Annotated in this window: 21 protein-coding genes and 1 riboswitch; of the genes, 15 read left to right on the top strand and 6 right to left on the bottom strand. The window is 46.7% G+C overall.

Translation table 11 applies throughout. From position 1 onward, the window contains the following. Positions 1-27 precede the first annotated feature (27 nt). On the top strand, positions 28-1,209 hold the full coding sequence (locus HFE01_RS11125; RefSeq protein WP_013373647.1) for an NAD(P)/FAD-dependent oxidoreductase: 1,182 nt from the start codon (positions 28-30) through the stop codon (positions 1,207-1,209). A gap of 98 nt (positions 1,210-1,307) precedes the next feature. Here the strand turns inward: HFE01_RS11125 and HFE01_RS11120 are convergent, their stop codons facing one another. Further along, positions 1,308-3,854, bottom strand: coding sequence for a LamG-like jellyroll fold domain-containing protein (locus HFE01_RS11120; RefSeq protein WP_107733735.1), 2,547 nt, complete (start codon positions 3,852-3,854; stop codon positions 1,308-1,310). Positions 3,855-4,102: 248 nt separating this feature from the next. Between HFE01_RS11120 and HFE01_RS11115 the strand changes: the two genes are divergently transcribed. Further along, complete coding sequence (locus HFE01_RS11115) at positions 4,103-4,900, top strand: copper amine oxidase N-terminal domain-containing protein (RefSeq protein WP_107733736.1); 798 nt, start codon at positions 4,103-4,105, stop codon at positions 4,898-4,900. 80 nt (positions 4,901-4,980) lie between these two features. Here HFE01_RS11115 and HFE01_RS11110 read toward each other — a convergent pair whose 3' ends face one another. Next, entirely contained in the window at positions 4,981-6,024 is a 1,044-nt protein-coding gene (locus HFE01_RS11110) for a stalk domain-containing protein (protein ID WP_107733737.1), read from the bottom strand. A 256-nt stretch (positions 6,025-6,280) separates the two neighbouring features. Continuing rightward, positions 6,281-6,457, bottom strand: a complete 177-nt coding sequence (locus HFE01_RS11105; protein WP_013373642.1) for a CsbD family protein — start codon at positions 6,455-6,457, stop codon at positions 6,281-6,283. A 156-nt stretch (positions 6,458-6,613) separates the two neighbouring features. Between HFE01_RS11105 and HFE01_RS11100 the strand changes: the two genes are divergently transcribed. Continuing rightward, entirely contained in the window at positions 6,614-7,129 is a 516-nt protein-coding gene (locus tag HFE01_RS11100; protein ID WP_013373641.1) for a DUF2179 domain-containing protein, read from the top strand. Positions 7,130-7,248: 119 nt separating this feature from the next. Next, positions 7,249-7,461: a cold-shock protein gene (locus HFE01_RS11095; protein ID WP_016822696.1), complete on the top strand. Its 213-nt coding sequence runs from the start codon at positions 7,249-7,251 to the stop codon at positions 7,459-7,461. A gap of 98 nt (positions 7,462-7,559) precedes the next feature. Here the strand turns inward: HFE01_RS11095 and HFE01_RS11090 are convergent, their stop codons facing one another. The 3 genes from HFE01_RS11090 to HFE01_RS11080 form a co-directional block, all read right to left on the bottom strand. Beyond that, on the bottom strand, positions 7,560-8,570 hold the full coding sequence (locus HFE01_RS11090; RefSeq protein ID WP_025366123.1) for a substrate-binding domain-containing protein: 1,011 nt from the start codon (positions 8,568-8,570) through the stop codon (positions 7,560-7,562). Positions 8,571-8,818: 248 nt separating this feature from the next. Then, positions 8,819-10,018 (bottom strand): glycoside hydrolase family 130 protein, encoded by a 1,200-nt coding sequence (locus tag HFE01_RS11085; protein ID WP_167437906.1) that lies wholly within the window; start codon positions 10,016-10,018, stop codon positions 8,819-8,821. After that, complete coding sequence (locus HFE01_RS11080; protein WP_167437905.1) at positions 10,015-11,190, bottom strand: AGE family epimerase/isomerase; 1,176 nt, start codon at positions 11,188-11,190, stop codon at positions 10,015-10,017. The genes HFE01_RS11085 and HFE01_RS11080 overlap by 4 nt, the downstream gene beginning before the upstream one ends. 233 nt (positions 11,191-11,423) lie before the next feature. Between HFE01_RS11080 and HFE01_RS11075 the strand changes: the two genes are divergently transcribed. The 11 genes from HFE01_RS11075 (at position 11,424) to HFE01_RS11025 (ending at position 23,045) form a co-directional block, all read left to right on the top strand. Continuing rightward, positions 11,424-12,743 (top strand): ABC transporter substrate-binding protein, encoded by a 1,320-nt coding sequence (locus HFE01_RS11075; RefSeq protein ID WP_102997455.1) that lies wholly within the window; start codon positions 11,424-11,426, stop codon positions 12,741-12,743. 67 nt (positions 12,744-12,810) lie between these two features. Further along, positions 12,811-13,695, top strand: a complete 885-nt coding sequence (locus HFE01_RS11070; protein WP_102997456.1) for a carbohydrate ABC transporter permease — start codon at positions 12,811-12,813, stop codon at positions 13,693-13,695. Between the two features lie 2 nt (positions 13,696-13,697). After that, on the top strand, positions 13,698-14,531 hold the full coding sequence (locus HFE01_RS11065; RefSeq protein ID WP_016822702.1) for a carbohydrate ABC transporter permease: 834 nt from the start codon (positions 13,698-13,700) through the stop codon (positions 14,529-14,531). A 42-nt stretch (positions 14,532-14,573) separates the two neighbouring features. After that, complete coding sequence (locus HFE01_RS11060; RefSeq protein ID WP_167437904.1) at positions 14,574-15,623, top strand: glycoside hydrolase family 130 protein; 1,050 nt, start codon at positions 14,574-14,576, stop codon at positions 15,621-15,623. Positions 15,624-15,635: 12 nt separating this feature from the next. After that, the gene (locus HFE01_RS11055; protein WP_017426155.1) at positions 15,636-16,595 is read left to right on the top strand and encodes an acetylxylan esterase; all 960 of its coding nucleotides are present in this window, start codon (positions 15,636-15,638) and stop codon (positions 16,593-16,595) included. A 55-nt stretch (positions 16,596-16,650) separates the two neighbouring features. Beyond that, a riboswitch (purine riboswitch) is annotated at positions 16,651-16,750 on the top strand. A 68-nt stretch (positions 16,751-16,818) separates the two neighbouring features. Beyond that, positions 16,819-17,997: an MFS transporter gene (locus HFE01_RS11050; RefSeq protein ID WP_167437903.1), complete on the top strand. Its 1,179-nt coding sequence runs from the start codon at positions 16,819-16,821 to the stop codon at positions 17,995-17,997. 79 nt (positions 17,998-18,076) lie between these two features. After that, positions 18,077-18,220 carry an RAxF-45 family protein gene (locus HFE01_RS11045; protein ID WP_167437902.1) on the top strand — a complete coding sequence of 48 codons (144 nt, stop codon included), beginning with the start codon at positions 18,077-18,079 and terminating at the stop codon, positions 18,218-18,220. Between the two features lie 103 nt (positions 18,221-18,323). After that, positions 18,324-20,408, top strand: a complete 2,085-nt coding sequence (gene abc-f, locus HFE01_RS11040; RefSeq protein ID WP_167437901.1) for a ribosomal protection-like ABC-F family protein — start codon at positions 18,324-18,326, stop codon at positions 20,406-20,408. Positions 20,409-20,739: 331 nt separating this feature from the next. Beyond that, positions 20,740-21,468 carry an ABC transporter ATP-binding protein gene (locus HFE01_RS11035; RefSeq protein WP_167437900.1) on the top strand — a complete coding sequence of 243 codons (729 nt, stop codon included), beginning with the start codon at positions 20,740-20,742 and terminating at the stop codon, positions 21,466-21,468. Further along, positions 21,465-22,265: an ABC transporter permease gene (locus HFE01_RS11030; RefSeq protein ID WP_026065365.1), complete on the top strand. Its 801-nt coding sequence runs from the start codon at positions 21,465-21,467 to the stop codon at positions 22,263-22,265. The genes HFE01_RS11035 and HFE01_RS11030 overlap by 4 nt, the downstream gene beginning before the upstream one ends. Before the next feature lie 12 nt (positions 22,266-22,277). Continuing rightward, entirely contained in the window at positions 22,278-23,045 is a 768-nt protein-coding gene (locus HFE01_RS11025) for an ABC transporter permease (protein WP_019688923.1), read from the top strand. Positions 23,046-23,199 lie beyond the last annotated feature (154 nt).

Here is a 23,199-nt window from a genome sequence, read left to right as displayed (position 1 = left end):
TTACCTGATCGAGAACGGAGGATGGACATGTCGAAGCAAATTTTGATCTTGGGCGGCGGATACGGCGGATTGCTGGCCGCTCTTACAGCACGCCAGCATATGGACGCTAGCCAAGCAACCATTACAGTGGTAAACCGCTTTGCGTCGCACCAAATTATTACGGAACTGCACCGTTTGGCGGCAGGTACGATTGCCGAAAAAGCTGTGGCGCTTCCTTTGGAAAAACTGTTGCGTAACAAAGATATTATCCTGAAAGTGGATACTGTTTCCGAAATCAAACCGGACGATAAGAAAGTAACTCTGGCCAGTGGTGCTACGTTGAGCTATGACGCTCTCGTTATTTCCCTGGGCAGTGAAACGGCATACTTCGGTATTCCGGGGCTGCAAGAGCATAGCTTCACACTGAAATCAGTGGCAGAAGCTAATCGCATCCGTGCACATGTGGAAGCTCGTCTGGATGCTTACAAGCAATCCGGTAACAAAGCGGACGCTACCATTGTTATCGGTGGCGGCGGTCTGACTGGCGTTGAGCTGGTGGGCGAATATGCTGACAAACTGCCTGCAGTTTGCCGTGAAAAAGGCATCAACTACGAAGATATCAACTTGTATTGCGTAGAAGCTGGACCATCTATTTTGGCAGGCTTCCCTCAACCATTGGTTGATCGTGCAGTAACAAGTCTTGAAAAACGTGGCGTTCAAATCGTAGCGGGTGTTCCGATTACAGAAATGAAAGCTGACGAAGTTCTCTTGAAAGACGGACGTTCGATCAAAACGAACACACTGATCTGGACAGGCGGCGTACAAGGTAATGCACTGGTTGGCGCATCTGGTATTGAAGTAAACCGCGGTCGCGCAACTGTGAATGGCGCACTGCAATCGACTTCCCACGAAGACATCTTCCTCGCTGGCGACAGCGCAGTAGTGTTCCCAGGTGAAGGCGAGCGTCCGTACCCTCCAACTGCACAGTTGGCTTGGCAAATGGGTGAATTAGTTGGTTACAACATCTTCGCTTATTTCAACGGAGCGAAAATGGAACGCTTTACGCCAGTGTTCTCCGGTACACTGGGCAGCTTGGGCAGAACAGACGCGATCGGTACTGTAGGTGCGAATGGCACCCAACTGAAAGGCGCTGTAGCCACCTTGATGAAGGAAGGCAGTAACATCCGTTACTTGTCCCACATCAAAGGACTTTTTGCATTGGCCTATTAATATTGATATGGTTTATTAAAAGAGAGCGCTGTTCAGCGCTCTCTTTTTTTCATTCTTCGACACTAGCAATGCTTACACATTTCACAAATAGTCTTAATTCACTTCATCATGGTTAACTCTTCCACCTGTGCAGGAGGGAGCGCGCCTTCAAATATACTCAGCTCATCTATAGATCCTTTGAACGCAGGGTCCCACCAATTGACCCCTAGGCTGAATGTTCCAGATTTAGAGGTAAAGACATCCGGGAACTTTGAGCCGGTAAATTGAATTTTGCCATTCACATACACCTCTAATACCCCACGATCTACAGTGAAGGCCAGATGTGTCCATTCATTGGCTTTGATCTTCAGGCCCGTACTGCCAGTATACCAAGTTGAGCTGCCGGACCAGACCATAGTGTTATCCTTCTCGGGTCCTCTGGGCAGAAGGCTAACCCAGTGGTTGCTATCCATAGCTCCAAAAAAAGTTGGTGTATGCACAGTCAACTCGCTGGGCTTCACCCACAGTGACACAGAATAGGCTGAGCTAGATATGAGTCCTTCAGGCAGAGCAATACCTGACTGTCCATCAAGGACTACAGCTTGGCCCCTTACGCCTTCAGCGTAGGATACACTTCCTCCCTGACGATCGATCCGGTCACCAATAACCTTACCATTGGCAAAAGCATCATTCTGATCCTTTAGGTTATTTTCAAATGGGTATGAAGCGGTCAATGTTGCCTTCTCATAAGGAGCTACCGTAATGTTAAAAGTTTTGTCCCGACTGCTGTCTCCTTTGGTGATGGAAGCCGTCAAAGTAGCGGATACAGCCTTTTCACCGATCCCGGGGCGCTTGACTTCACCAGTATCAGAAATGACGCTTGGGTTTGAAGTTTTCCAGGTAATCGCGGATTGCCGACTGCCTTCCTTCGGAAGCGTCAGATTAGCCGTCACCCGGCTCGTATCGCCAAGATCTAATTCACGATACACACTGTCAACGACTGTCGTATCCGGCATATCAGGGAACTTACTGCCCCAGGCCATTTCGCCTTTATTCGATAGAACTGTAAACGCCAAAATATATTGATTCGTTACCTGGTCCCATTGTCTCAGGAGTACTCCATCAAACACAGTGCCATCCAGTGTTAGTTGGATATTCGCATCCCCCGACTTGTGCCATGTTCCTTGCACATCGCCTTTAATAGTGTGATCTGCTTTCAGCTGAATGAACTGCGTATTTTTGATCGTCGCCGAAGAATCACTACCATGGTTAATATATTGATAATCGCCAATGAATTGTTTCTCATCCAGCTTTGTAAGCGTCTCGCCACCGTAACGGTAAGGAGCTACCACAGGCCAGTCATCCTGATTCATGAACATTTGATGTACACGCAGCTCGTGAGTCTCCCCCTGCTGAGGGAATCGGGTATGAAAGACAACAAACATTTGTCCGGTAGCAGGATCGGTGTACACCGAGTTATGCCCAGGAGATACATAGCCGTAGCCCACACCTGTACCTGGATCGCCTATTTGGCTATCGAACAAGAAGTTACCCATTAATTTGTTGCCATAGGCTGCATTTTTGGTGTTTGCTGGCAGAACAGCATTCTGCCCTTTGGCATCCTTATAAGGTCCTGTCGGACTCTTGGAACGGAATAATCTCATGTTATATCCACCGTCAGCTGCAAGTCCGCCATAGGTTACATACAGATAGTAGTAACCCGTTTTTGAGTTGTATTCAATATACGGACCTTCCCCGGACTCACCGTATCCACCTGCAATCTTGGTGCCAAAATAACGATCAATCAACCGGCCATCCTCCGTCGTTCCATCTTGGCCTGGATAGATCGGTTTGCCAGTTGCTTTATCCAGCTCCAGCAAAAAAATGCCTCCGGACCATGACCCATACGTCATCCATAAGCGCCCGTCTGTATCATAAAAGACTGCTGCATCTATTGCATTCGGGAACACCCGATTCGCATAAGAACCGTCGGCATTAAACCATCCTGCTCTGGGACCCTTCAGCTTGCCTTCATTAATGAGTTGTGGAATCGGCGTATTTGTCCACTTTTTATCTACTTTGCTATTTTTATCGAATGCAGTCTCCTTTGTAAAACCAGTGTTCACAATGGTATCCACATATTGATAGGGTCCCTCAATGTTGGGGGCAACGGCAATGCCGATCGCGGAGCGTATATAGGTGGAGGAGGCACTATAATAAATCATGTAGGCCCCTTTTGTGCCATCCTTATTGACATAATGCTCATTCCAAAACACATCGGGCGCCCATACCGAGAATCCTCCTTTGCTGTCCGCATCATTCTCACCCGCCCAAGCGAAAGATCCGGCCAGATTCTTCGATAAATCCCCGTAAAGGGTATTCCCAGGCGTAGTGTAACCGTTTGCAAAAGAAGTCCAGTTTGTGAGATCTTTTGATTTCGCTGCGGCGATATGCGACCCAAACACATAATAAGTGTCACCGTCTTTGACAATCGAAGGATCGTGAACCGATACATTAGAGAAGGTCGGCACATCCTGCTTCTTGTTTTGGTTCGGCTCCGCTGCTGCGACGTCCAGCGTACCTAATGGTACGGCTGCAATTGCCAATAATAAAGTCATTGTTAATGCAATGCTCGACCTGGCTCTACGTTTAAGCAATCTTCTCATCGTATACATTTACCCCTTTCTAAAGTGGAATACAGTGATATATTCTGCTTTCATTGCTAAAATACCTTTATATTTATAAATATAATTAATGTATTTATGAATTACATAGCTGTAGGGAAGATGACATAATCTATAATTAGGTATATATTATAAATTATGGTTGACGGTATGCATTTGTGGAGGTACGTTATATATGAATAAAACAGTTATGTTTGTTGTGAGCTGTTTATGAAAAAGGAGGGTATTATATGAAAATCAGGTTGCTCGTATGCCTTGTGATTTTATTTAGCATTGCTACTGTACACTCGAATTCGACATCAGCCCAAGCTCAGACCCCTATACACCTGAAGGTAAATGATCATTACATTTTATACACCTATCCTGCCTCACCTTTTGTGGATGCGAAGGGCAGACTGCTTATACCGCTCCAAGCGGCTGAAGATATACTGGGCGGCAAAGTAACTTATAATGCAGCGAACAAAACGGCTTCTGTTGATTTGCTAGGCCGTAATGTAACGACTACGATCGGTTCACCCGAAATATCGGTTAACGGTGAGCCGTTGACAATGGACACAGTCCCCATCATGAAAAGCAACGCGATGTTTTTACCAGTTTCGATGTTGTTGAAAGATACAGATGCGCAGATGGAGTGGGATTCGAGGCGTGGTTTATTGAAGCTAAGACATGATAGCTTTACGGAAAGTCCAGTTCTTATGAAATTTATGGGACAAGATTTAGCCAAAGTCATTGATGCGAATGCGTTTGATCTTACTTCCTTTGACTGGGATCAAAAGCAGGGTATATTAAATATTTATGCCACGTATAAGAGCGACTTATCGCCTGCTTTCAAACAAATTGACTTTAATCCTATGATTGTGTATAGCAAAGGGACTTATAGTGTAGATCCTTATTCTAAACCCGGTTCATTTCACAAAGTCAAAATAACCAGGGCAGGTCATTTGGTATATACAAAAAATATCGGTACAACTAATGCGGATAGTGATTACATAAAATACATTACTTCCGTAGGCAGGCTGATTCAATAATTGAATTCATGGTGGTTGTGCATTATAAAAAAGCGACAAAGGCTATATAGCCTTTGTCGCTTTTTTTGAAAGATTAATTTTTAGAAGGTAGTGATTTGGCTGCTGTTGCCTTTATTACGTACATATCCAACGACTTTGGATACAGACTGTCTATCTTTAAGATAATCACTAACGCCATCTGTCAGGTTGTTTTTTTGATTGTTCGAAAGTTTATTCCAGTCATCCGAATTTACATAAACCTCGACGATAGCTTCACTGCTGTCGCCTCGTACGGTGAAATCAAAGCCGACTCCATTATAGGTGCCATATCTATCGGACAAGTTACGTTGGATCGTACTTGAATCCAGAGAAGAAGCTACTTTTTTAATCGTTACATCGCCTTTGCTGTTCGTTGTAAAGGTCGCCAGTTTATCTCTATTACTGGAGTTTTTCACTGTGCCTTCAATATCGGCATCTTTATACTCTTTCAAAATATCATCTACGATGTCTTCCAGGTAGCTTTCCTTTCTGCTATCGGATAGATCATCCCATCTGGATTTTGTCATTTCGATGGTTACTGTAATATCGCTTTTGTTACCATCCAGCGTGATATCCGAGTTCGTGCTATATGAATCACTGTAATCCTTGTTCAGTTGCTTCTGAAGATCTTTTAAGGTGCTTGAGCTATTTTTGCTCGCATCATCTTTCAGCGTCTGATTGTCTTTTTGCAGTTGAGCAATGGTAGCATCTTTCGTTGTGTTCGCTGCTTTTGCTGTGTTCAGTTCTTGAGTCAGCGTCGTAATCTGGTTGTTCAGTGCTGTAACCGTAGACTGATCAATAGGAACGCCGTTATCAGCAATGACTACGCGTTTGTTTGTGCCATCCCATGTTACTTTTTTATCCAAAGCTGTACCTGCCAGCTTCAGCGGGATATACGTCACGCCATCCAGCAGAAATGGTTCTGTTTTAGCATCCGAGGCAACCTCGGTTCCGTTATAGATAATTTTAATATTGTTATATACTGCTTGGATCGGCTTAGTTACTTGTGCAGCATATGTAGATTGGCTGAACAGAGCCCCGGAGATGGCCAAGGCCGACACGGCAGTGATGATGACAGGTTTCTTCATGGACTTCAATGATTTCATTCGTTGGTCTACCCCTTTATTTAAGAATTATAGCTTGATACATAGACTAGAGTAACATTAATACATACAAAATCCAACAGGTTGGAAGGGTTGTTATTGGTTGTGCTTATATTAGTTAGACGCAAAAGCGACTGTAAAAGTTGCCCTGTTTGCGTAAATAATTTTCCAAAAGTAACCGAACAAAATAAAACAAGTCCGCTGTACAAGACAGCAAGACTTGTTTGGAGTACAGTGCGTTAGGGTATCAAAAGTTGGACTATTTGTGGTCCTTCAGTTTGCCTGCTGTTTCCTGAAGGTGACCTTTGGCTTTATCCAATTTACCCTCAGCTTGAAGGGACTTATTATCCGTGGCGTTCCCGATTTGGTCCTTGATTTCACCTTTAGCTTTATTTACATTACCTTTGATTTTATCGCTAATTCCGTTATCCTTCATGGTATAGCCCTCCTCATATAATCAAACTTTCATTCAGCATGCTGTAGTTAGTCATTACCCGAGCGAGGGTAATACGAAACGTGAGGCTGTAGATCACAGACAGGGGCATAATGTTGGGGACGGGGTCAACTAGATCGTGAAATAAGGGGTGAGCGTATGCTCAAAATTTTATTGTTTATTCTCGTTATTCAACTTATTTATGTATCGGCGTACACACTGCGCATGATTTTGACGCTGAAAGGACAGAAGTACATTGCTGCACTCATCAGCACCGTGGAAGTTACAGTTTATGTGTTGGGCTTGAATGTCGTGCTTAAGTATCTGGATCAAGTGGCAAGTCTTGCGGTATACGCTATAGGCTACGCAGTGGGGATTCTTATTGGAGCGTGGATTGAGGAAAAAATAGCGCTCGGTTATGTCACCGTGAAGGTGATCAGCAATGAGATCAATGGAGGAATTGCCAATGCGCTGCGAGACAAAGGGTATGGCGTTACAGCCTGGCTGGGCAGTGGACGTGATGGAGAACGCCTCGTAATGGAAATTTTGGCTAAGCGGAAAAACCAGAATAAGCTGTATCAGTCTATCCTGGAGCTGGATCCCAAGGCTTTCGTCATTACGGTGGAGCCAAAGCAATTTCATGGTGGTTTCTGGACCAAGGCTATCCGCAAATAAGAATTTTGGTAAAATACGCATATTTTCCGTAGGTTGGAGCATATTAATACCCGCACAGGACGGAATTAACAGTATGCCGACAGGGGATGTTCCCCTATAACAACCAAGGGGGGATATAGATGTACAGACGCCAGGCCCCGGAAATCATTCCAGAGGAAAATACGGCTATTTGGTCGTGTACCAACGAGGGTTGCAACGGATGGATGAGAACGGATTTTACCTTTTTGAGCGAGCCGGCTTGTCCACTTTGCCAAGCCACGATGGGACAGGAAATGCGAATGCTACCGATTCTCAATCGGACGGGCAATTCCTTTGTCGCCCAGCGCTCTTAATTGAGGGGTAAGCCCATGATTACGCTGCAAAGTTTATAAACGTCAAAGGCCGCTCCAGCGACATGCTGAGCGGCTTTTGGTTGTAGGATATTCACGGATCACCTCTCAAGGGACTGCACGGAATCACGATATACAATATGACCCTGTACAAGGACTCGACCAAAACGACTGCCTGGATGGCTTATTTTTTTCATTATTGAATCCACCGCCGTACGTGCCATTTGCTCAATGTCTACTCCGACCGTGGTCAGTTGCGGAACAATAAGCGTGGCGTATACATCGTTATCAAAGCCGACCACAGAGCAGTCCTCGGGTACGCGGTATCCCAGACCAATCAGCTGGTGCACCAGATTGTGAGCGACCTGATCGCAGTTGCATACAAAGGCGGTCGGTAGTGGCTGAGGCAGATCCATTTCAACATAGGACCCTTCGTCGTCCCGGTCGCTGAGTACCCACTCGTTACGGAGGGGCAACCTGTGCTCCAGCAAGGATTTATAGTAGCCGAGGAAACGATCCTGAATACTGCTGGTGGAATAGATATTTCCCACATAAGCAATATCCCGGTGTCCCTGGGCGATCAAATAATTGGTTAGCTCGTAGGCTCCGTAAAAATTATCCGTCACCACAGAGTCGATATCGGCATGCTCATCATAAAAGTCGAGAAACATTTTAGGTTGGTCCATGGTTTGTACCAGCTCAATATATGGCTTGCTCACTTGGCCCAGAAGAATGAAGCCGTCCACCTTACGGTCGTAATAGATACGTGGCAGATTAAGCTGCTCTTCGTCCTCGCGATGGAGGATGTGAAGGATACCGTAGTAGCCGTATGGCTCCAGTGCCCGTGAAATTTGCTGGTAAATATGCAAATAAAACGATTGGCCAGGACCAGTAAAACGTTCAGGGATGACAACACCAATGTTATAGGTGAGCCCCTCTTTCATGGACTTGGCAACGGTATTAAAACGATAACCCATTTCGCCCGCGAGTGTTTTAATACGTTCTTTGAGTTCCTCGCTAACCCCATCCTTGTCATTGAGCGCCTTCGACACGGTCACGCTGCTTATTCCCAGCTTATCTGCAATATCCCGCATCGTTACGTTGCTCTTCATTCCTGTTCCGCCTTCCAATTGTAAAAAGATAAGCATTTTGCCTACATCCAGATAACGGTTGCAAAATGCTGGGGTGAATATGAATAGCTTATCCGCTTGTAGAAATTCAATTAGCTTAGCGGTGCAGCTGCTCTGTAAAGATACAAGGATTGGCAGCATAGCTGCCCATAGAACAACGATTAGCCTGCGGGTAACAATTGTTCTATGGATAGTATACATGGTTCCGCAAGCATGATAAAGCTTACGGCTTAGATCCGCTGGGAAGGACGGTTGCTTGCTTGCAATAGCGCTTCATTGCGATGGATCAGCTCACGGCGGATAGCGGCGCTGCCGAGAGAACGCAATGGGTCGGACGGTGTATTGAAGGTGTAGTCTTCTAGACGGGCAATGGTGGTCGTCGCTACGTGGATACGGGTATCACTGGACGCGTAGTATATGAAGACTTCATCTCGTTCATTAACGACTGCCCCATTGCAGAAAATAACATTCGAAACATCACCCACGCGTTCCTCATCATAAGGAGCCAGAAAATGCCCGCCAGGCTTGGCAATGACGCGCGTAGGGTCTTCCAGACTGGTGGCAAAGGTATACAGCACATATCGCAGCCCGGCGGCTGTATTGCGTACCCCGTGAGCGATATGAATCCAGCCGCGACTCGTTTTGATCGGAGCAGGACCTTGCCCGTTCTTGACTTCGTATACCGTATGATAGTAGCGCTCGTCAATGACAGTCTCATGTTCAATCACGGGCTGTGTAATATCTTTGCAGAGACCGAACGCGATGCCTCCGCCTGAACCGGTGGAAATAAACCCATCTTGGGGACGAGTATAGAAGGCATATTGACCGTCCACAAATTCGGGGTGCAGGACAACGTTGCGTTGCTGCGGAGACTGGGTAGTGATGTTGGGAAGCCGGGTCCATGTGCGGAGATCACGAGTGCGGACCAGTCCAGCCTGAGCGACAGCGCTGGAGGTATCGTGGGCTGGCGCGTCAGGGTCCTTTTTCTCCGAGCAATAAATACCGTAAATCCAGCCGTCCTCATGCTTCACCAGCCGCATATCGTACATATTGGTTTCTTCCGGGTCGATATCATCCCATACTAAGGGAGCGTCAACGAATCGAAACTGATCAATGCCGTTATCGCTCTCTGCTAAGGCAAAAAATGACTTTCGGTCCAGTCCCTCGGTGCGCGAAACAAGAATGTATTTTCCTTCATGATAGATCGCTCCAGGATTCAATGCTGCATTGACACCCAGTCGTTCCATGAAAAAGGGATTGGTTTGTGCATCCAGATCAAACCGCCAGTGAATGGGAACATGATGGCGTGTGAGCACCGGATAGAGGTAGCGTTCATAGATACCATTGTAAAAGGAGGTTTTAACCTCATTGGGGCGCGTAATCAGTTCTTCTTGCTGCAACAGCAGCTCATTGTATTTGCTATGAATCATTGTTTTTCCATCCTTTCCAGCATTTCAATGCAAAATCGGCTGTTATGATATGGGCACTTCCAAGGACCTGCAATCTCTCTCGCATCAGGCTTACCATCGGCTTGAACTGACCAGAACCATTCGCCTCCGGCGCGCGGATCGATGATATATTGCCGGGTATAGGTCCATAGATTTCGCACAATGTGCAAAAATCGTTCATCCTGTGTCCGCTGAAACGCATTGTAAAAACCAACCATTGCTTCGGCCTGTACCCACCAGATACGTGAAGTGTCTACCCGCTCTCCCTCCCGCTCGTTGATGAGCGATCCGTCTGGCTGAATAGCCCGCTCAGCTACCGCGCCGGCAATATCCAACACCATGTTCACATACTCGGATGGATGATAACCCAGTACATTCATTGCGTCCTCCATCAACCAGCTGGCTTCGATGTCGTGACCATATGAGGTCAGATCGATCAGTGAGCGCCATTCGCGATCGAAGAACACTCCCAAGCGCCGGGCGGAAGCATCGTAAACACGATGGTATAAAATGTCCAGCACGTTCTTCAGTGCATCCCGAACCTCTTCGTTTGGGTAGGCACGTAGCAATTGGGTATACGCTTCCAAAACATGAATATGCGTATTCATGGTAATATGCGCGGTAACTCCATTTTCGCTGAGTAGCTCATTAGGCTGCTCGTTCCACGAACGATCATATTGTTCACCGTATGCCTGTAGAGCAGGATCATATCCTTTTTGCTCTACGAGGTGAAACAGCTCCATTGCCAGAGGTAATGCATTCGGGTCATCCGTAGCTCGTGCATATTCTGCCAACGCATAGATGGCAAATGCCTGCGCGTATACATGTTTACACGTATCCACAGGTTGCCCGGTGTAGTCCACCATCCAGTACATTCCTCCATGTAACGGGTCGAGCAGATGATTTTGCAGAAACGTAAAGGCATGTCGTGCCGCGTCTGCATAGACGCGTTCCCCTGTTACACGGGCTGCTGCTGAGAAAGACCAGAGTAGCCGCGCAGTGGCAATGCCACCTTTGTCCGCTTGTTTATGGATGTGCAGATCCGCGTCTACCTCGCCATAAAATCCGCCATGCGTTTCATCTTTCAAGCCTAGCCAGAATGGGAGTATATGTTCCTTCCATTCCTGTCTAATTTCGTGTACTAGTGTTTCCAAGAGACAAAGCCTCCTTCGGAAAATGAATTATTAGCTTATCGTTAACCTTACAAAAGGTATCTTATCTATGTATTTATAAACTGTCAACTATACTTAATTTGTGTTTCTGCATAACATTCGGGTGTTGTTATTACAAAAAAAATATTGTAATTGACACGGTAAGCGCTAACATAATAAAATGATTTTGTTAGTTTAACGATAACCTTATTCAAAACAACAGGAGGGGTCGTCTCATGAAGTTGTCCAAGGTTTTAATGTCATTACTATCCGTGCTTTTGTTAGCGGGACTGTTTACTGGCTGTACCTCAAAGAAGGATGCGCCAGCTACCAGCTCTGATCCGAAGGGACCGGAAGGGGAAATTACGGTGATCACACAGCGGACAGATATTGTGGATACCGTATTTCAGGATTACGCCAAGGAATTTAACAAAATTTATCCGAACGTGAAGGTCAATTTTCAGGCATTGGCCGATTATGATGGTCAAATTAAAATTCGGATGGGAACCCGGGATTACGGAGATGTGTTGCTGATTCCTGGCAGCATTCCGATTGAGGAGCTTCCTAATTTTTTTGAGCCACTAGGTACTTATGACGAGATGAAAAACAAGTATACCGGCATTGAAGAACGTACAGTGGATGGTAACAGCTACGGTATTCCGATTGCGATGGTTTACTCTGGCGTGATTTATAATAAAAAAGTGTTCAAGGAAGCAGGAATCACAGAAATCCCGAAAACACCAGATCAATTCCTGAAAGCGTTACAGCAAATTAAGGACAAAACCAAGGCGGTACCGCTGTTTACGAACTATGCCTCTGGCTGGGCACTGACTCAGTGGGAGTCCAGTCTGGCAACAGTGGCAGGTACGAAGGAATACGTGAATGTTACACAACCGACTACAGATGATAATTTCACGAAGGGTCAGCCTCACTATGAGCTGTACAAGGTTCTGTACGATGCGGCTAAAAATGGTCTGATTGAAAAAGATCCAACGACTACGGATTGGGAGACCTCCAAGGCGGATCTTGCACAAGGTAAAATCGGTACGATGGTGCTTGGCTCTTGGGCGATTGATCAGATCAAAAGCGTAGCTTCTAATAAGGATGATATCGGTTTTATGCCTTTCCCGACGAATGCCTCCAAGGTACTTGTACCGTTGGCAGGTGACTTTAACCTCGGTATTAACGTAAACAGTGAAAATAAAGAGGCGGCCCGTGCCTGGGTGGATTGGTTTACCGAAAAGTCCAACTATGCTGTAGAGCAGGCAGGTAGCATAAGTCCGCTGAAGGGTGCCGCAATGCCTGCCATTTTGAAGCAGTATGAGAATGAGGGAGTTGTTTTTGAAGCGCTCACTCCGTCACCGAAGGGGCAGGAAGGAATTGTCGATAAAATCGACAAAATGGGAGAAATCGGCTTGTGGCAACCTGATTTCAAGAAACGAATTATTGAGGCAGCGGTGGGTAACCGCCCGGAATCGTATGACACCATTATGAAGGATCTGAACGATGCATGGGTGAAGGCGCGTGCTGAAGTGGCAGCCAAGGAAGCAAAATAGCCATCTGAACTGACCATAAGAAGAGATTGACGTGGCAGTTGATGGACGGATAGCCAGGAGGTGCAGCATGTTTAAATTTTCGAATCTCAGCTACTCCAAACAAAGATTAGCGATTATTGTTGCCTTTTCATTTATTCCGCTGGCGCTGCTGGTCACTTTTGCATACTTGCCGGTGATCAATATGTTTAAATACAGCTTTTCGGACTGGAACGGCTATAGTAAGCGTCTGGAATATGTGGGCTTTGAAAACTATATCAAAATCTTTACCGACCCCGAGTATTTCTCGGTGTTTAAGGTCAGTCTGTATTACTTTGTAGCCACGTTTGTACAGATGAGTTTGGCCCTTTATTTTGCAACCATTCTCAGCTTTCAAACCTGGTTTAAAAATTTCTTTAAAGGCATTTTGTTCTTTCCTTCCCTGATGAACGGGGTGGCGATTGGTTTTATTTTTCTATTCTTTTTTAAACCGGACGGTACCCTCGATACTCTGCTTCAGGCAGTGGGGCTGGGTTCGTATGTCAAGCTGTGGCTGGGCAACCCGGAGATTATTAATATTTCGCTGGCTGGTACGTCGATCTGGAGATACATGGGCTTTAACTTTATTGTGTTTCTAGGTGCGATTTCTTCCATATCCAGTGATCTGTACGAAGCAGCCGATATCGACGGAGCCAACCGCTGGCATCAGTTCCGCTCTATCATTTTGCCGACCATTAAGCGAATTTTGCAGCTAAATCTGATCTTGGCGATTAGTGGCGCGATCAGTGCCTTCGATATTCCTTACATTATGACTGGTGGCTCCAACGGCAGTAAGACGTTCGTCATTCAAACGATTGATGTCGCATTCAAATACAGCAAGGTTGGTTTAGCCTCAGCGATGGCGGTTGTTTTGCTGCTGATTGTAATTGCTGTTACGCTGCTTCAGCGGTTGCTGATTCGGGGGGAGGAGGACTAATCATGTATAAGCTAAAAAGATTACTGGCAAACACCATCAAGTATGGTGCGCTATTGCTAGGTGCGTTCATTGCTCTACTGCCAATTGTTGTGATTTTGTTTGCATCTTTGAAGACAAAGGCTGAATATGCGGCAACCAGTCCTCTGACTCCCCCGGTGAACTGGCTGAACTGGGCGAACTACGCCAAGGCCTTTGTGGATGGAAATATGCTAACCGGATTTTTGAACACAGCCTTTATTTTGCTGATTTCCATCATCGGGGCTACGTTGACCGGTTCCATGATCGCGTATATTTTGAATCGCTTTAAATTTAAAGGTAAAAGTCTCATGCTGGGTGCGTTCTTACTCGCCACGCTCATTCCGGGGGTGACGACACAGGTATCGACATTCCAGATTATTAACAAGCTGGAACTGTTTAACACACCTTGGGCAGCCATTTTACTGTATTTAGGAACCGATATTATCGCGGTGTATATTTTCCTTCAGTTTCTGGATTCCATCGCGGTGGCGCTGGATGAGTCTGCCATGCTGGATGGGGCCTCCTATCTGACCATCTACTGGCGCATTATTTTGCCGCTGCTGAAGCCTGCCATTGTGACGGTAATCATCATCAAGGGTGTTAATATTTACAACGATTTTTACACTCCGTTCCTGTATATGCCCAAAACAAGCCTTCAGGTGATATCGACGGCACTGTTTAAGTTTAAAGGGCCATACGGTTCGCAATGGGAAGTCATTAGCGCAGGCATCATCATTGCGATTATTCCGACGCTGGTTGCATTTTTATCATTACAAAAATATATCTATAACGGATTTGCACAGGGTTCAGTGAAATAGAAAAAAATAAAATGAAGTGTCTAGGTGAGAGGAGAGTTAAGTATGAGTAAATTGAATGTAGATTTGGATGTAGGTAACGTACGAATTGTAGGAGACAGCTTGTCGAAAATGCCTTGGCAGGATAAGCCGGAAGGCAGTGAGGCTCCAGTATGGAGGCATACTGAGAATCCGGTCATTGGACGAAATCCGGTGCCTGGCATTGCCCGTATTTTCAACAGTGCCGTAGCTCCGTATGAAGGACGGTTTGTAGGGATATTCCGTGCTGAAACGATTAATGGACGCCCGCATTTGCATCTCGGCTGGAGTGACGACGGGTTGGCTTGGGACATTGAGACAGAGCGTCTGCATATGGTCGATGAGGAAGGAAATGAATATCAGCCTAATTATGCTTACGATCCGCGTCTGGTTCGAGTGGAAGACACGTATTATATCATCTGGTGTACAGATTTCTATGGTGCAGCGCTGGGAATTGCACAAACGAAGGATTTCAAAAGCTTTGTGCGCTTGGAAAATCCGTTCTTGCCGTTTAATCGCAATGGAGTGCTGTTCCCTCGTAAGCTAAATGGAAACTTTATGTTGCTATCCCGTCCGAGCGACAGTGGTCATACGCCGTTTGGTGATATTTTCCTGAGCGAAAGTCCTGATTTGGTATATTGGGGCAAGCACCGTCATGTAATGAGCAAGGGTGGTCAGGGCTGGTGGCAATCGGTGAAGATTGGTGGCGGACCAGCACCGATTGAGACGACAGAGGGCTGGTTGATGTTCTATCACGGGGTGACAGGTACATGCAATGGACTGGTATACAGCATGGGCGTTGCCGTTCTTGATCTGGATGATCCGTCCAAAGTTAAATATCGTTCCTCCAACTTCGTGTTGACCCCAGAGGAATGGTATGAAGAGCGTGGCTTTGTGCCAAATGTGGTGTTCCCGTGTGCTACACTGCATGATGCAGACACCGGAAGAATTGCGATTTATTATGGAGCCGCTGATACGTATGTAGGTATCGCATACACGACAGTATCTGACATTATGAAGTATGTCATCGCGACGGATGAAGTAGTCGCAGATGATCGTGAGTCAGGCCGGATGTAGGAGGAATTTTACATGCCGGAGGATATGTCTTTACAGCAGCTACAGTCATACATGGGAAGTAATCCAAAGCCGCAGGATTTTGATATGTACTGGGAACGGGCGCTACAGGAGCTGGAACGACAGCCACTGGAATATACACTTGAGCCTGCCGAATTTGTCTCTCCGCTGGTGGAGTGTTACCATCTGTATTTTACTGGAGTGGGCGGAGCGAGGGTTCATGGGAAGCTGGCTCGTCCCAAGCATCTTACGGAACAAGGTCCAGCCTTGGCTATGTTTCATGGGTATTCCTGCGACAGTGGCGACTGGTTCGACAAGGTGAGCTATGCGGCACACGGATTCACTGTGCTGGCCATGGACTGCCGAGGGCAAGGCGGGCTGTCTGAGGACAATTTGCAGGTTCAGGGAACGACGGTTCGAGGTCATATTATCCGCGGAATTGACGACCCGGACCCGGATCGGTTGTACTACCGCAACGTATTTTTGGATACGGTGCAGACGGTGCGCATTCTAATGTCTATGGAGCAGGTTGACCCTGAACGGATCGGTGCATTTGGCTGCTCCCAAGGCGGGGCACTAACGGTTGCTTGCGCTGCATTGGAGCCGCGTGTCCGTGTGGCGGTACCGGTATATCCGTTCCTGTCGGACTATAAAAGAGCTTGGGCGCTGGATGCAACGACATCGGCCTATGAGGAACTGGTTTATTATTTTCGCTGGTTTGATCCCAATCATGTACGTGAGAGCGAAGTGTTTCACCGCTTAGGCTACATCGACATTCAACATTTAGCAGACCGTATTCGAGGACGGGTGCTATTCGTGACAGGGCTATCGGATGTGATTTGCCCACCTTCCACACAGTTTGCGGTGTACAATAAAATCGTATCGGACAAGGAATTGCTTGTGTATCACGAATACGGTCATGAGTATTTACCCTATCTGTCAGATCGTGCCATGAGCGAATTTTTGCGGCTGTAGGGGTTGAACTTAACCAGAGGCTCCTTTATAGTAATAGCTATAACCTTCGTGAAGCGTAATAAATGAATGCCCCATTTGTATAACCTCAATAATATGGTTTGAGGGTCTCTACCAGGAACCGATAAATCCTGATTACAAAAAGTGTACGTCTTGTACATTTCTTGTGGTCAGGATTTTTTTGCGTGATGCGAGGGATTTACATGACAGCAAAGGAGCTAATGTAATGAACTTCAAAGTAGTTATTTTAACCATTGCGACCTTTACGGTAGGTCTGGTGGAGTTGATTATCGGTGGCGTGCTGCCCCAGATTGCACAGGATTTGAACGTCTCTGTAAGCACGGCAGGACAGCTCATCATGATCTATGCGCTCGTGTACGCTATTGCCGGGCCGACTTTGTTGGCGTTGACCGCCAAAATCGAACGAAAGCGACTGTATTTGTGGTCGATGTTTATCTTTATTCTGGGAAGTCTGCTGGCTTTCTGGAGTCCGAACTATGCTGTGTTGTTTATATCTCGTATCATTACTGCTGCCAGTGGATCATTGATCGTGACATTGTCACTAACCATTGCGGTTAAAGTGGTGTCCAAAGCTTATCAGGCCCGCGTTCTCGGTGTAATCTCCATGGGGGTCAGTTCCTCCATTGTGCTAGGCATCCCAGCCGGGGTGCTGATTGGAAATGCATTTGGCTGGCGGGTGCTATTTCTGATCATTGCCTTGTTGACCGTAGTTTCTATGATCATTATGCACTTGTTTATGGAGCGGATTCCAACAGAGCATGTTTTGCCTATGCGTGAGCAGTTGAAGTCCTTGAAAAATGTTAAAGTAATCAGCGCCCATCTGGTAACAACGCTGACACTGGCGGGACACTACACGTTGTATGCTTATTTCACACCGTTTTTGGAAAACCTGATGGGCTTGAACGCCTCGTGGGTGAGTGTAGCCTATTTTGTCTTTGGGCTGGCGGCAGTGAGTGGAGGTTTTATTGGCGGCTCTTTGGCAGACCGATTCGGCACAGCGAAAAGCATTCTCATCGTCGTGGGTGTGTTTATTGCCGTGATGTTCCTGCTGCCGTTCTCGATTCACTCGGTGTATATGTTTGCGCCGCTTCTGATCATCTGGGGGATTCTGAGTTGGGCCTTGTCGCCCCCGATGCAAAGTTATCTTATTGAAAATGCACCCGAATCGGGTAGTATTCAGCAAAGCTTTAATTTCTCCGCACTCCAGGTCGGGATCGCTCTCGGTTCTGCCTTGGGAGGGGTAGTGATTGAGAATAGCGAGTCTGTTGCCACAAACGCTTGGGTAGGCGGGGCATTTGTGATTGTTGCCTTTATCTGCGGCGTATTTTCCATTACAAGAGCGGGGACATCGCAGACAGTCAGAGGACACCACTCTGTTTCTTAGGTGGGAGGTCATTGTCCTCTTTTATAAAACGAGAAAACATGTTATACTACTTCCAATTATGAAGAAGGGGGTGAGGTAGGTGAATCACGAGATTCTGAACAACCGTATTAGCCAGCTGCCGATTGCTATGGCTGGCATTGTTCATGCTTTTCCATACAACGGGAGAAGTCTGTCCAATTTTAATCATACGGTTGTAAACATCGCGAGAAGACGCCTACCTTAACTCCAACGGATTGCTATATCTTCCGAAGAGTCGCGGGGTTGCTCCTGCGGCTCTTTTTGTGTTACCTGGGTAAGGGTCTTCCTAAATAAAGGAGAGCCTGAACATGTATATTGTAAACGGTCAACAATTGAAAAAATACCACGCTGCTAATCTGATTTTAGATGGAGCAACGTTTGATATCCATAAGGGAGAAAAGGTGGGGCTTATCGGTCGCAACGGAAGCGGCAAAACCACCCTATTACGCCTGATTGCACGTTTGTCCCACCCGGATGAAGGGCAGCTCGTCATCGCCAAAGATACGAGAATCGGCTACTTGCCGCAAATCCCGGCAGAGTTTGAAAGCTTCACCGTATACGAAACGCTGGCTTACGCCTATCGTGAACTGAAGGATTGCCGCAATCAGATGGCCACACTGGAACGGGAAATGTCAGATCCGGTTGTGGCAGCGAATCCCAAGCTGTTAGAGAAGCTGTTGCAAACGTATGCTTCGCTACAGGAGCGGTTTGAGCGTAACGGCGGCTATGAAATGGATGCCAGTATGGATCAGATAGCGGATGGGCTAGGTATTCCCAAAGCTATGTATACGCGCAACTTCGGGTCACTTTCAGGCGGAGAAAAAACCAAAATAGCGCTGGCATCACAGCTCATTGGACGACCAGATCTGCTGTTGCTGGATGAGCCGACCAACCATTTGGATTTGAAAGGGCTGGAATGGCTGGAGCAATTTTTGCAGGGCTACGCAGGTGCGTGTGTGGTTGTATCCCATGATCGCTATTTTCTGGATCGAGTTGCCGGCAAGATGATCGAACTGGAGGATGGCGAGGCCTTTACGTACTATACGAATTACAGCGGCTACGTTAAGGAGAAGGAAGAACGTCTGCTGCTGCAATTTGAGGATTATAAGGAGCAGCAAAAGCGGATCAAAAAGATGAAAGAGGCCATTCGCCGTTTGGAAGAGTGGGGACGCAATGGCGATAATGAAAAGTTTTTCAAAAAGGCAGCCTCAATCCGCAAGGCGCTGGAACGAATGGAGCTGGTGAAGCGACCTGTACTGGACCCTCAAGGTGCGGAGTTTCACCTAAAGTTGGAGGATCGTTCCGGTCGCAGGGTGCTTCAATTCGAGGACATCACCAAAGCCTATGGAGAACGTCAAATATTAAACGGGGCAACAGGCAGCCTGGAATTTGGTGAAAAGGTAGCCTTGCTAGGCGATAACGGTGCAGGCAAAACGACGCTGCTCAAGCTGTTGCTTGGTCAGGAAAGCGTAGATGAAGGCACGGTCCAATGGGGCGCACGCGTCGAGTACGGATATTTGGCGCAGCAAGAGAGAGAACGGGATAGCCGGGCGACGGTGCTTGCCTACTTCAAGGAGGAAGCAGGGCTGGAAGAAGGCGAAGCACGCGGGCAGCTGGCGAAGTATTTATTTTATGGTGCGGATGTGTTTAAACCTGTGAGCATGCTGTCCGGTGGGGAGTGGTCTCGCTTGCGGCTGGCGTTGCTGGTTATGAAAAAGCCGAATTTGCTGGTGCTGGATGAGCCGACCAACCATCTGGACATCGATTCCCGCGAGGCCTTGGAGGAAGCGCTGGGCACCTACACGGGAACGGTGCTAGCCATTTCCCATGACCGCTACTTTGTGAATAAGCTGGCTGGACGCGTGTGGGAGCTGGAAAACGGAAAGCTGTCCTTTTATCTGGGCGGCTTTGATGAATACCGCGCGAAGAAGCGGGAGCTGGAAAACGCCCACTCGCAGCGTGGAGCGGATGCAGGAGTACGCTCGGCATCTGCAGGTAGAGCCGCATCTGGTGGCGGCTCGGGCGCGGGCCTAGCTACGCCCGCCAGTGCAGCGAGCAATGATGCGGGAACGGCTGCGCGGACAGGGGCGACTACCGGAGCCGATGCGAGCCGTGCTCGCTCCGGGGCGGCAGGTCGCTTGGGGGCGTCCGATGCCCGGAGTGGGGCACGCGGAGCGAAGGCCGCGAAGCCATCCCGCTCACCCGCTGTGTCCCGCGAGCGGTTGGAGCGGGCGATTGCCGCCAAGGAAGCAGCATTGGCGGCGACAGATGCCGAGCTGGAACTGCTCGGCACAAGCAGCGACACAGCGCGCATGGCGGAGCTGTGGGACGTGCGTGAGCGACTGCAAGCGGAGCTGGACACGTTGCTCGGCGAGTGGGTTGAACTGGAGTAGGCGACAGGCTGGTTGTTGAAGTAGGCAACGTATATTTGCATAAAGAATAGCCCTGAGGTAGCGCGTCTGCCGAAGGGCTATTTTTGTATGGTAAAGACATTATCGCCAAAATTAATAACCATCTATTATATTAAATGACATTTATAAATTATTTATATTTTATTTTACATATAAAGCGAACCTTTTACATTTCGCAACATGTGGTATTTTTTAAACTGTATGGTTAATGTGGATCATTGTTAACTGAAGTTTGTGTCGTCAATAGAAATCTTATATATCCAATGCCCGCGTTGAAACTATTTTACGATTCGTTATGAATGGGGGAAATAGTATGTCGGACTCCTTGCTGGAGGTCAGCCAGGTGACGAAAAAAATGGGAAAAAGGTATTTGTTAGATCGTGTTTCCTTTAAGCTTCAAAAAGGAAAGATATATGGATTTATTGGGCCTAATGGGGCCGGTAAAACTACAATGATGCGAATCATGACCGGATTAATGCAGCCAACCAGCGGTTCTGTAAAGATAGCTTCATATGATGTGCACACTGATCGGGAAAAGGCGTTATGCAAGGTAGGGGCCATTGTTGAATCTCCAGTCTTTTTTGATTACATGACAGGTAGGCAGGTTTTGCGCAACTTGTCACGGCTACATTCTGAAATTGCGCCCTCAGATCGGGAGATACATATCGAAGAGTTGCTTACAAAGGTGAGGCTGGAAAAGCGGGGGGATGACAAGGTGAAAACCTACTCGCTGGGAATGAAGCAAAGACTAGGTATTGCGCAGTCCATGCTGGGCGCTCCTGAGCTTCTGCTGCTGGATGAACCGTCCAACGGTCTTGATCCCATGGGGATGAGAGAGCTGAGAGATATTGTGCTTCAGCTGCGTGATTATGCGAATTATGCCTTTTTTATCTCCAGTCATCTACTGGATGAATTGCAACAGATGTGCGATGAGCTCATTGTAATTAAAGAGGGTAGGCTAGTTTGGCAGGGGCCCGCTGATCAGCTGATAAAGGAAGGCCAACGTCTGGAGGATGCCTTTATGGGATTAATGGGACTATGAAGTTATTAGTATACAGCGAGTTCGAGAGATTATGGAGACGAAAGTGGTTCTGGCTCATGGTATTATGTACACCAATGCTAGCCTGTTCGACAGGAGTATATTTCTTGCGCACGATGAAGATTCCTGTAGAGGTATTATCCCTAAACTTTGTCGTTACGGGTCTGCGTGAGAATTTGTTTTTAGCATGTAATATAGCTGTGGCTGTTTTAGCGGCTGCTGTATACACAGAGGAATTTCGAAGCGGGCAACTGCGCTTGTTGTTTATGCGCCGATTTACCCGCGGTCAGATTTTCTGGGGTAAGTTGTTGGTTTTGAATACTTCTATCTTGCTTCTTCTCATGGCATTTGCAGTATCCTCGCAGGTGATCGTTGAAGTATGGACTCTTTCATATGATATAAGTGATGCGGGACTGTCTGGATCTCAGGGACTACAGATGCTTGAATACTATGGTTGGGCACTTGCCTCATTATTGGCAATAAGCTCCTTTTACTGCTTTGTCGCGATGTACAGTAAGAGTGTAACGTATGCAATCGGTTTTTGTATGGTATACAATCTGGGTTCACTGTTGTTTGATTCATTGTATTTAAAATTGGCCGCTTTGGTTTCTCATATCCCCTACTTATACAATGTGATTGCATTTATGATTGTTCCATATATGCAGCATACAGGACTAGATAGGTCCTTAATGGGGAATTTGTCTGTGAATGGAGCGATTATCACCGTTGTTAGTCTATATCTTATCTTTTTTACTTGGGGGGCTTACCGCCGGTTTGTGACCGATGATTATCTGTATTAGGGGGATTTCCTCGTGCTAGGAATATGGCGAAGTGAAATGGAACGAATTTGGAATCGCAAATCCAGTCTTTTATTATATATAGCCTATATATTAATCGTGATCGCAATTATATGGAGCCATAAAGTAACGGGTACGAAGGTCTTACGTTTTGGTGAAGGAACTGTGGTCGTAAATAATCTCAATCTGCCGTGGCTGATGATGAGTGAGGTTGCTTTATTTCTCATTACAGCAATCCTGCCCATTCTGTATGTGGACCAATTAAGCGGGGATCTCTATTCTGGAGCCTATAGGCTATATGTGTTACGACCGTATCGACGTTTTCAGTTTTGGCTTGCCAAGTTGCTAGCACTATCAGCCATAACGGTCATTTTTATGGGGACAAGCTTGCTTATAGGTGTAATCGCTGGATGGTTGTTTTTTCCGCACAGCTCTACTTTTTTTAAATATGGGTCATCCGTTGCCTCTTTCCGGTCGGACGCTATACCCTACATACTTGGGTTTTATTTGGTATTAACGCTGGTTTGTCTGGTAAAGCTCATGTTGAGTAGCGTTGTGTGTTTGTTTGTGTCACGGCCGTTATTTGCTTATATAGTGATTCTTATCTTATCCGTATTTCTCTTCGAGTTGTTTAGGCCACTCATTATGTTAATGGACCCATTTCGAGAAATATTGCTTGCTCTAAGGATTGACAACTCATTTGAATTTTGGATGTGTGCAGGAGGAATGATTATAGCCTGCATGATTATTAGTTTTACACGATGGCAAAAGAAGATTGTTTAGAAATAAGACTTTGTAACCCGAACATTATAAAAGCGAAAGGGATCCACGCGACCGTTTGAAGGTTAGCTGGATCTTTTTTTAATACGAACGGTGTTGGACTTCGGGAAGGCGTTTGCCTCTACGGTATCGTTTCTTTTTCGCCAGGGACGGGTAT

Origin of the sequence: Paenibacillus sp. EKM10P, from assembly GCF_011800655.1 — a bacterium.
Classification (GTDB): Bacteria; Bacillota; Bacilli; order Paenibacillales; family Paenibacillaceae; genus Paenibacillus; species Paenibacillus polymyxa.
The sequence above is the reverse complement of the archived record's forward strand: the minus strand, read 5'-3'. Positions and strand labels throughout refer to the sequence as shown.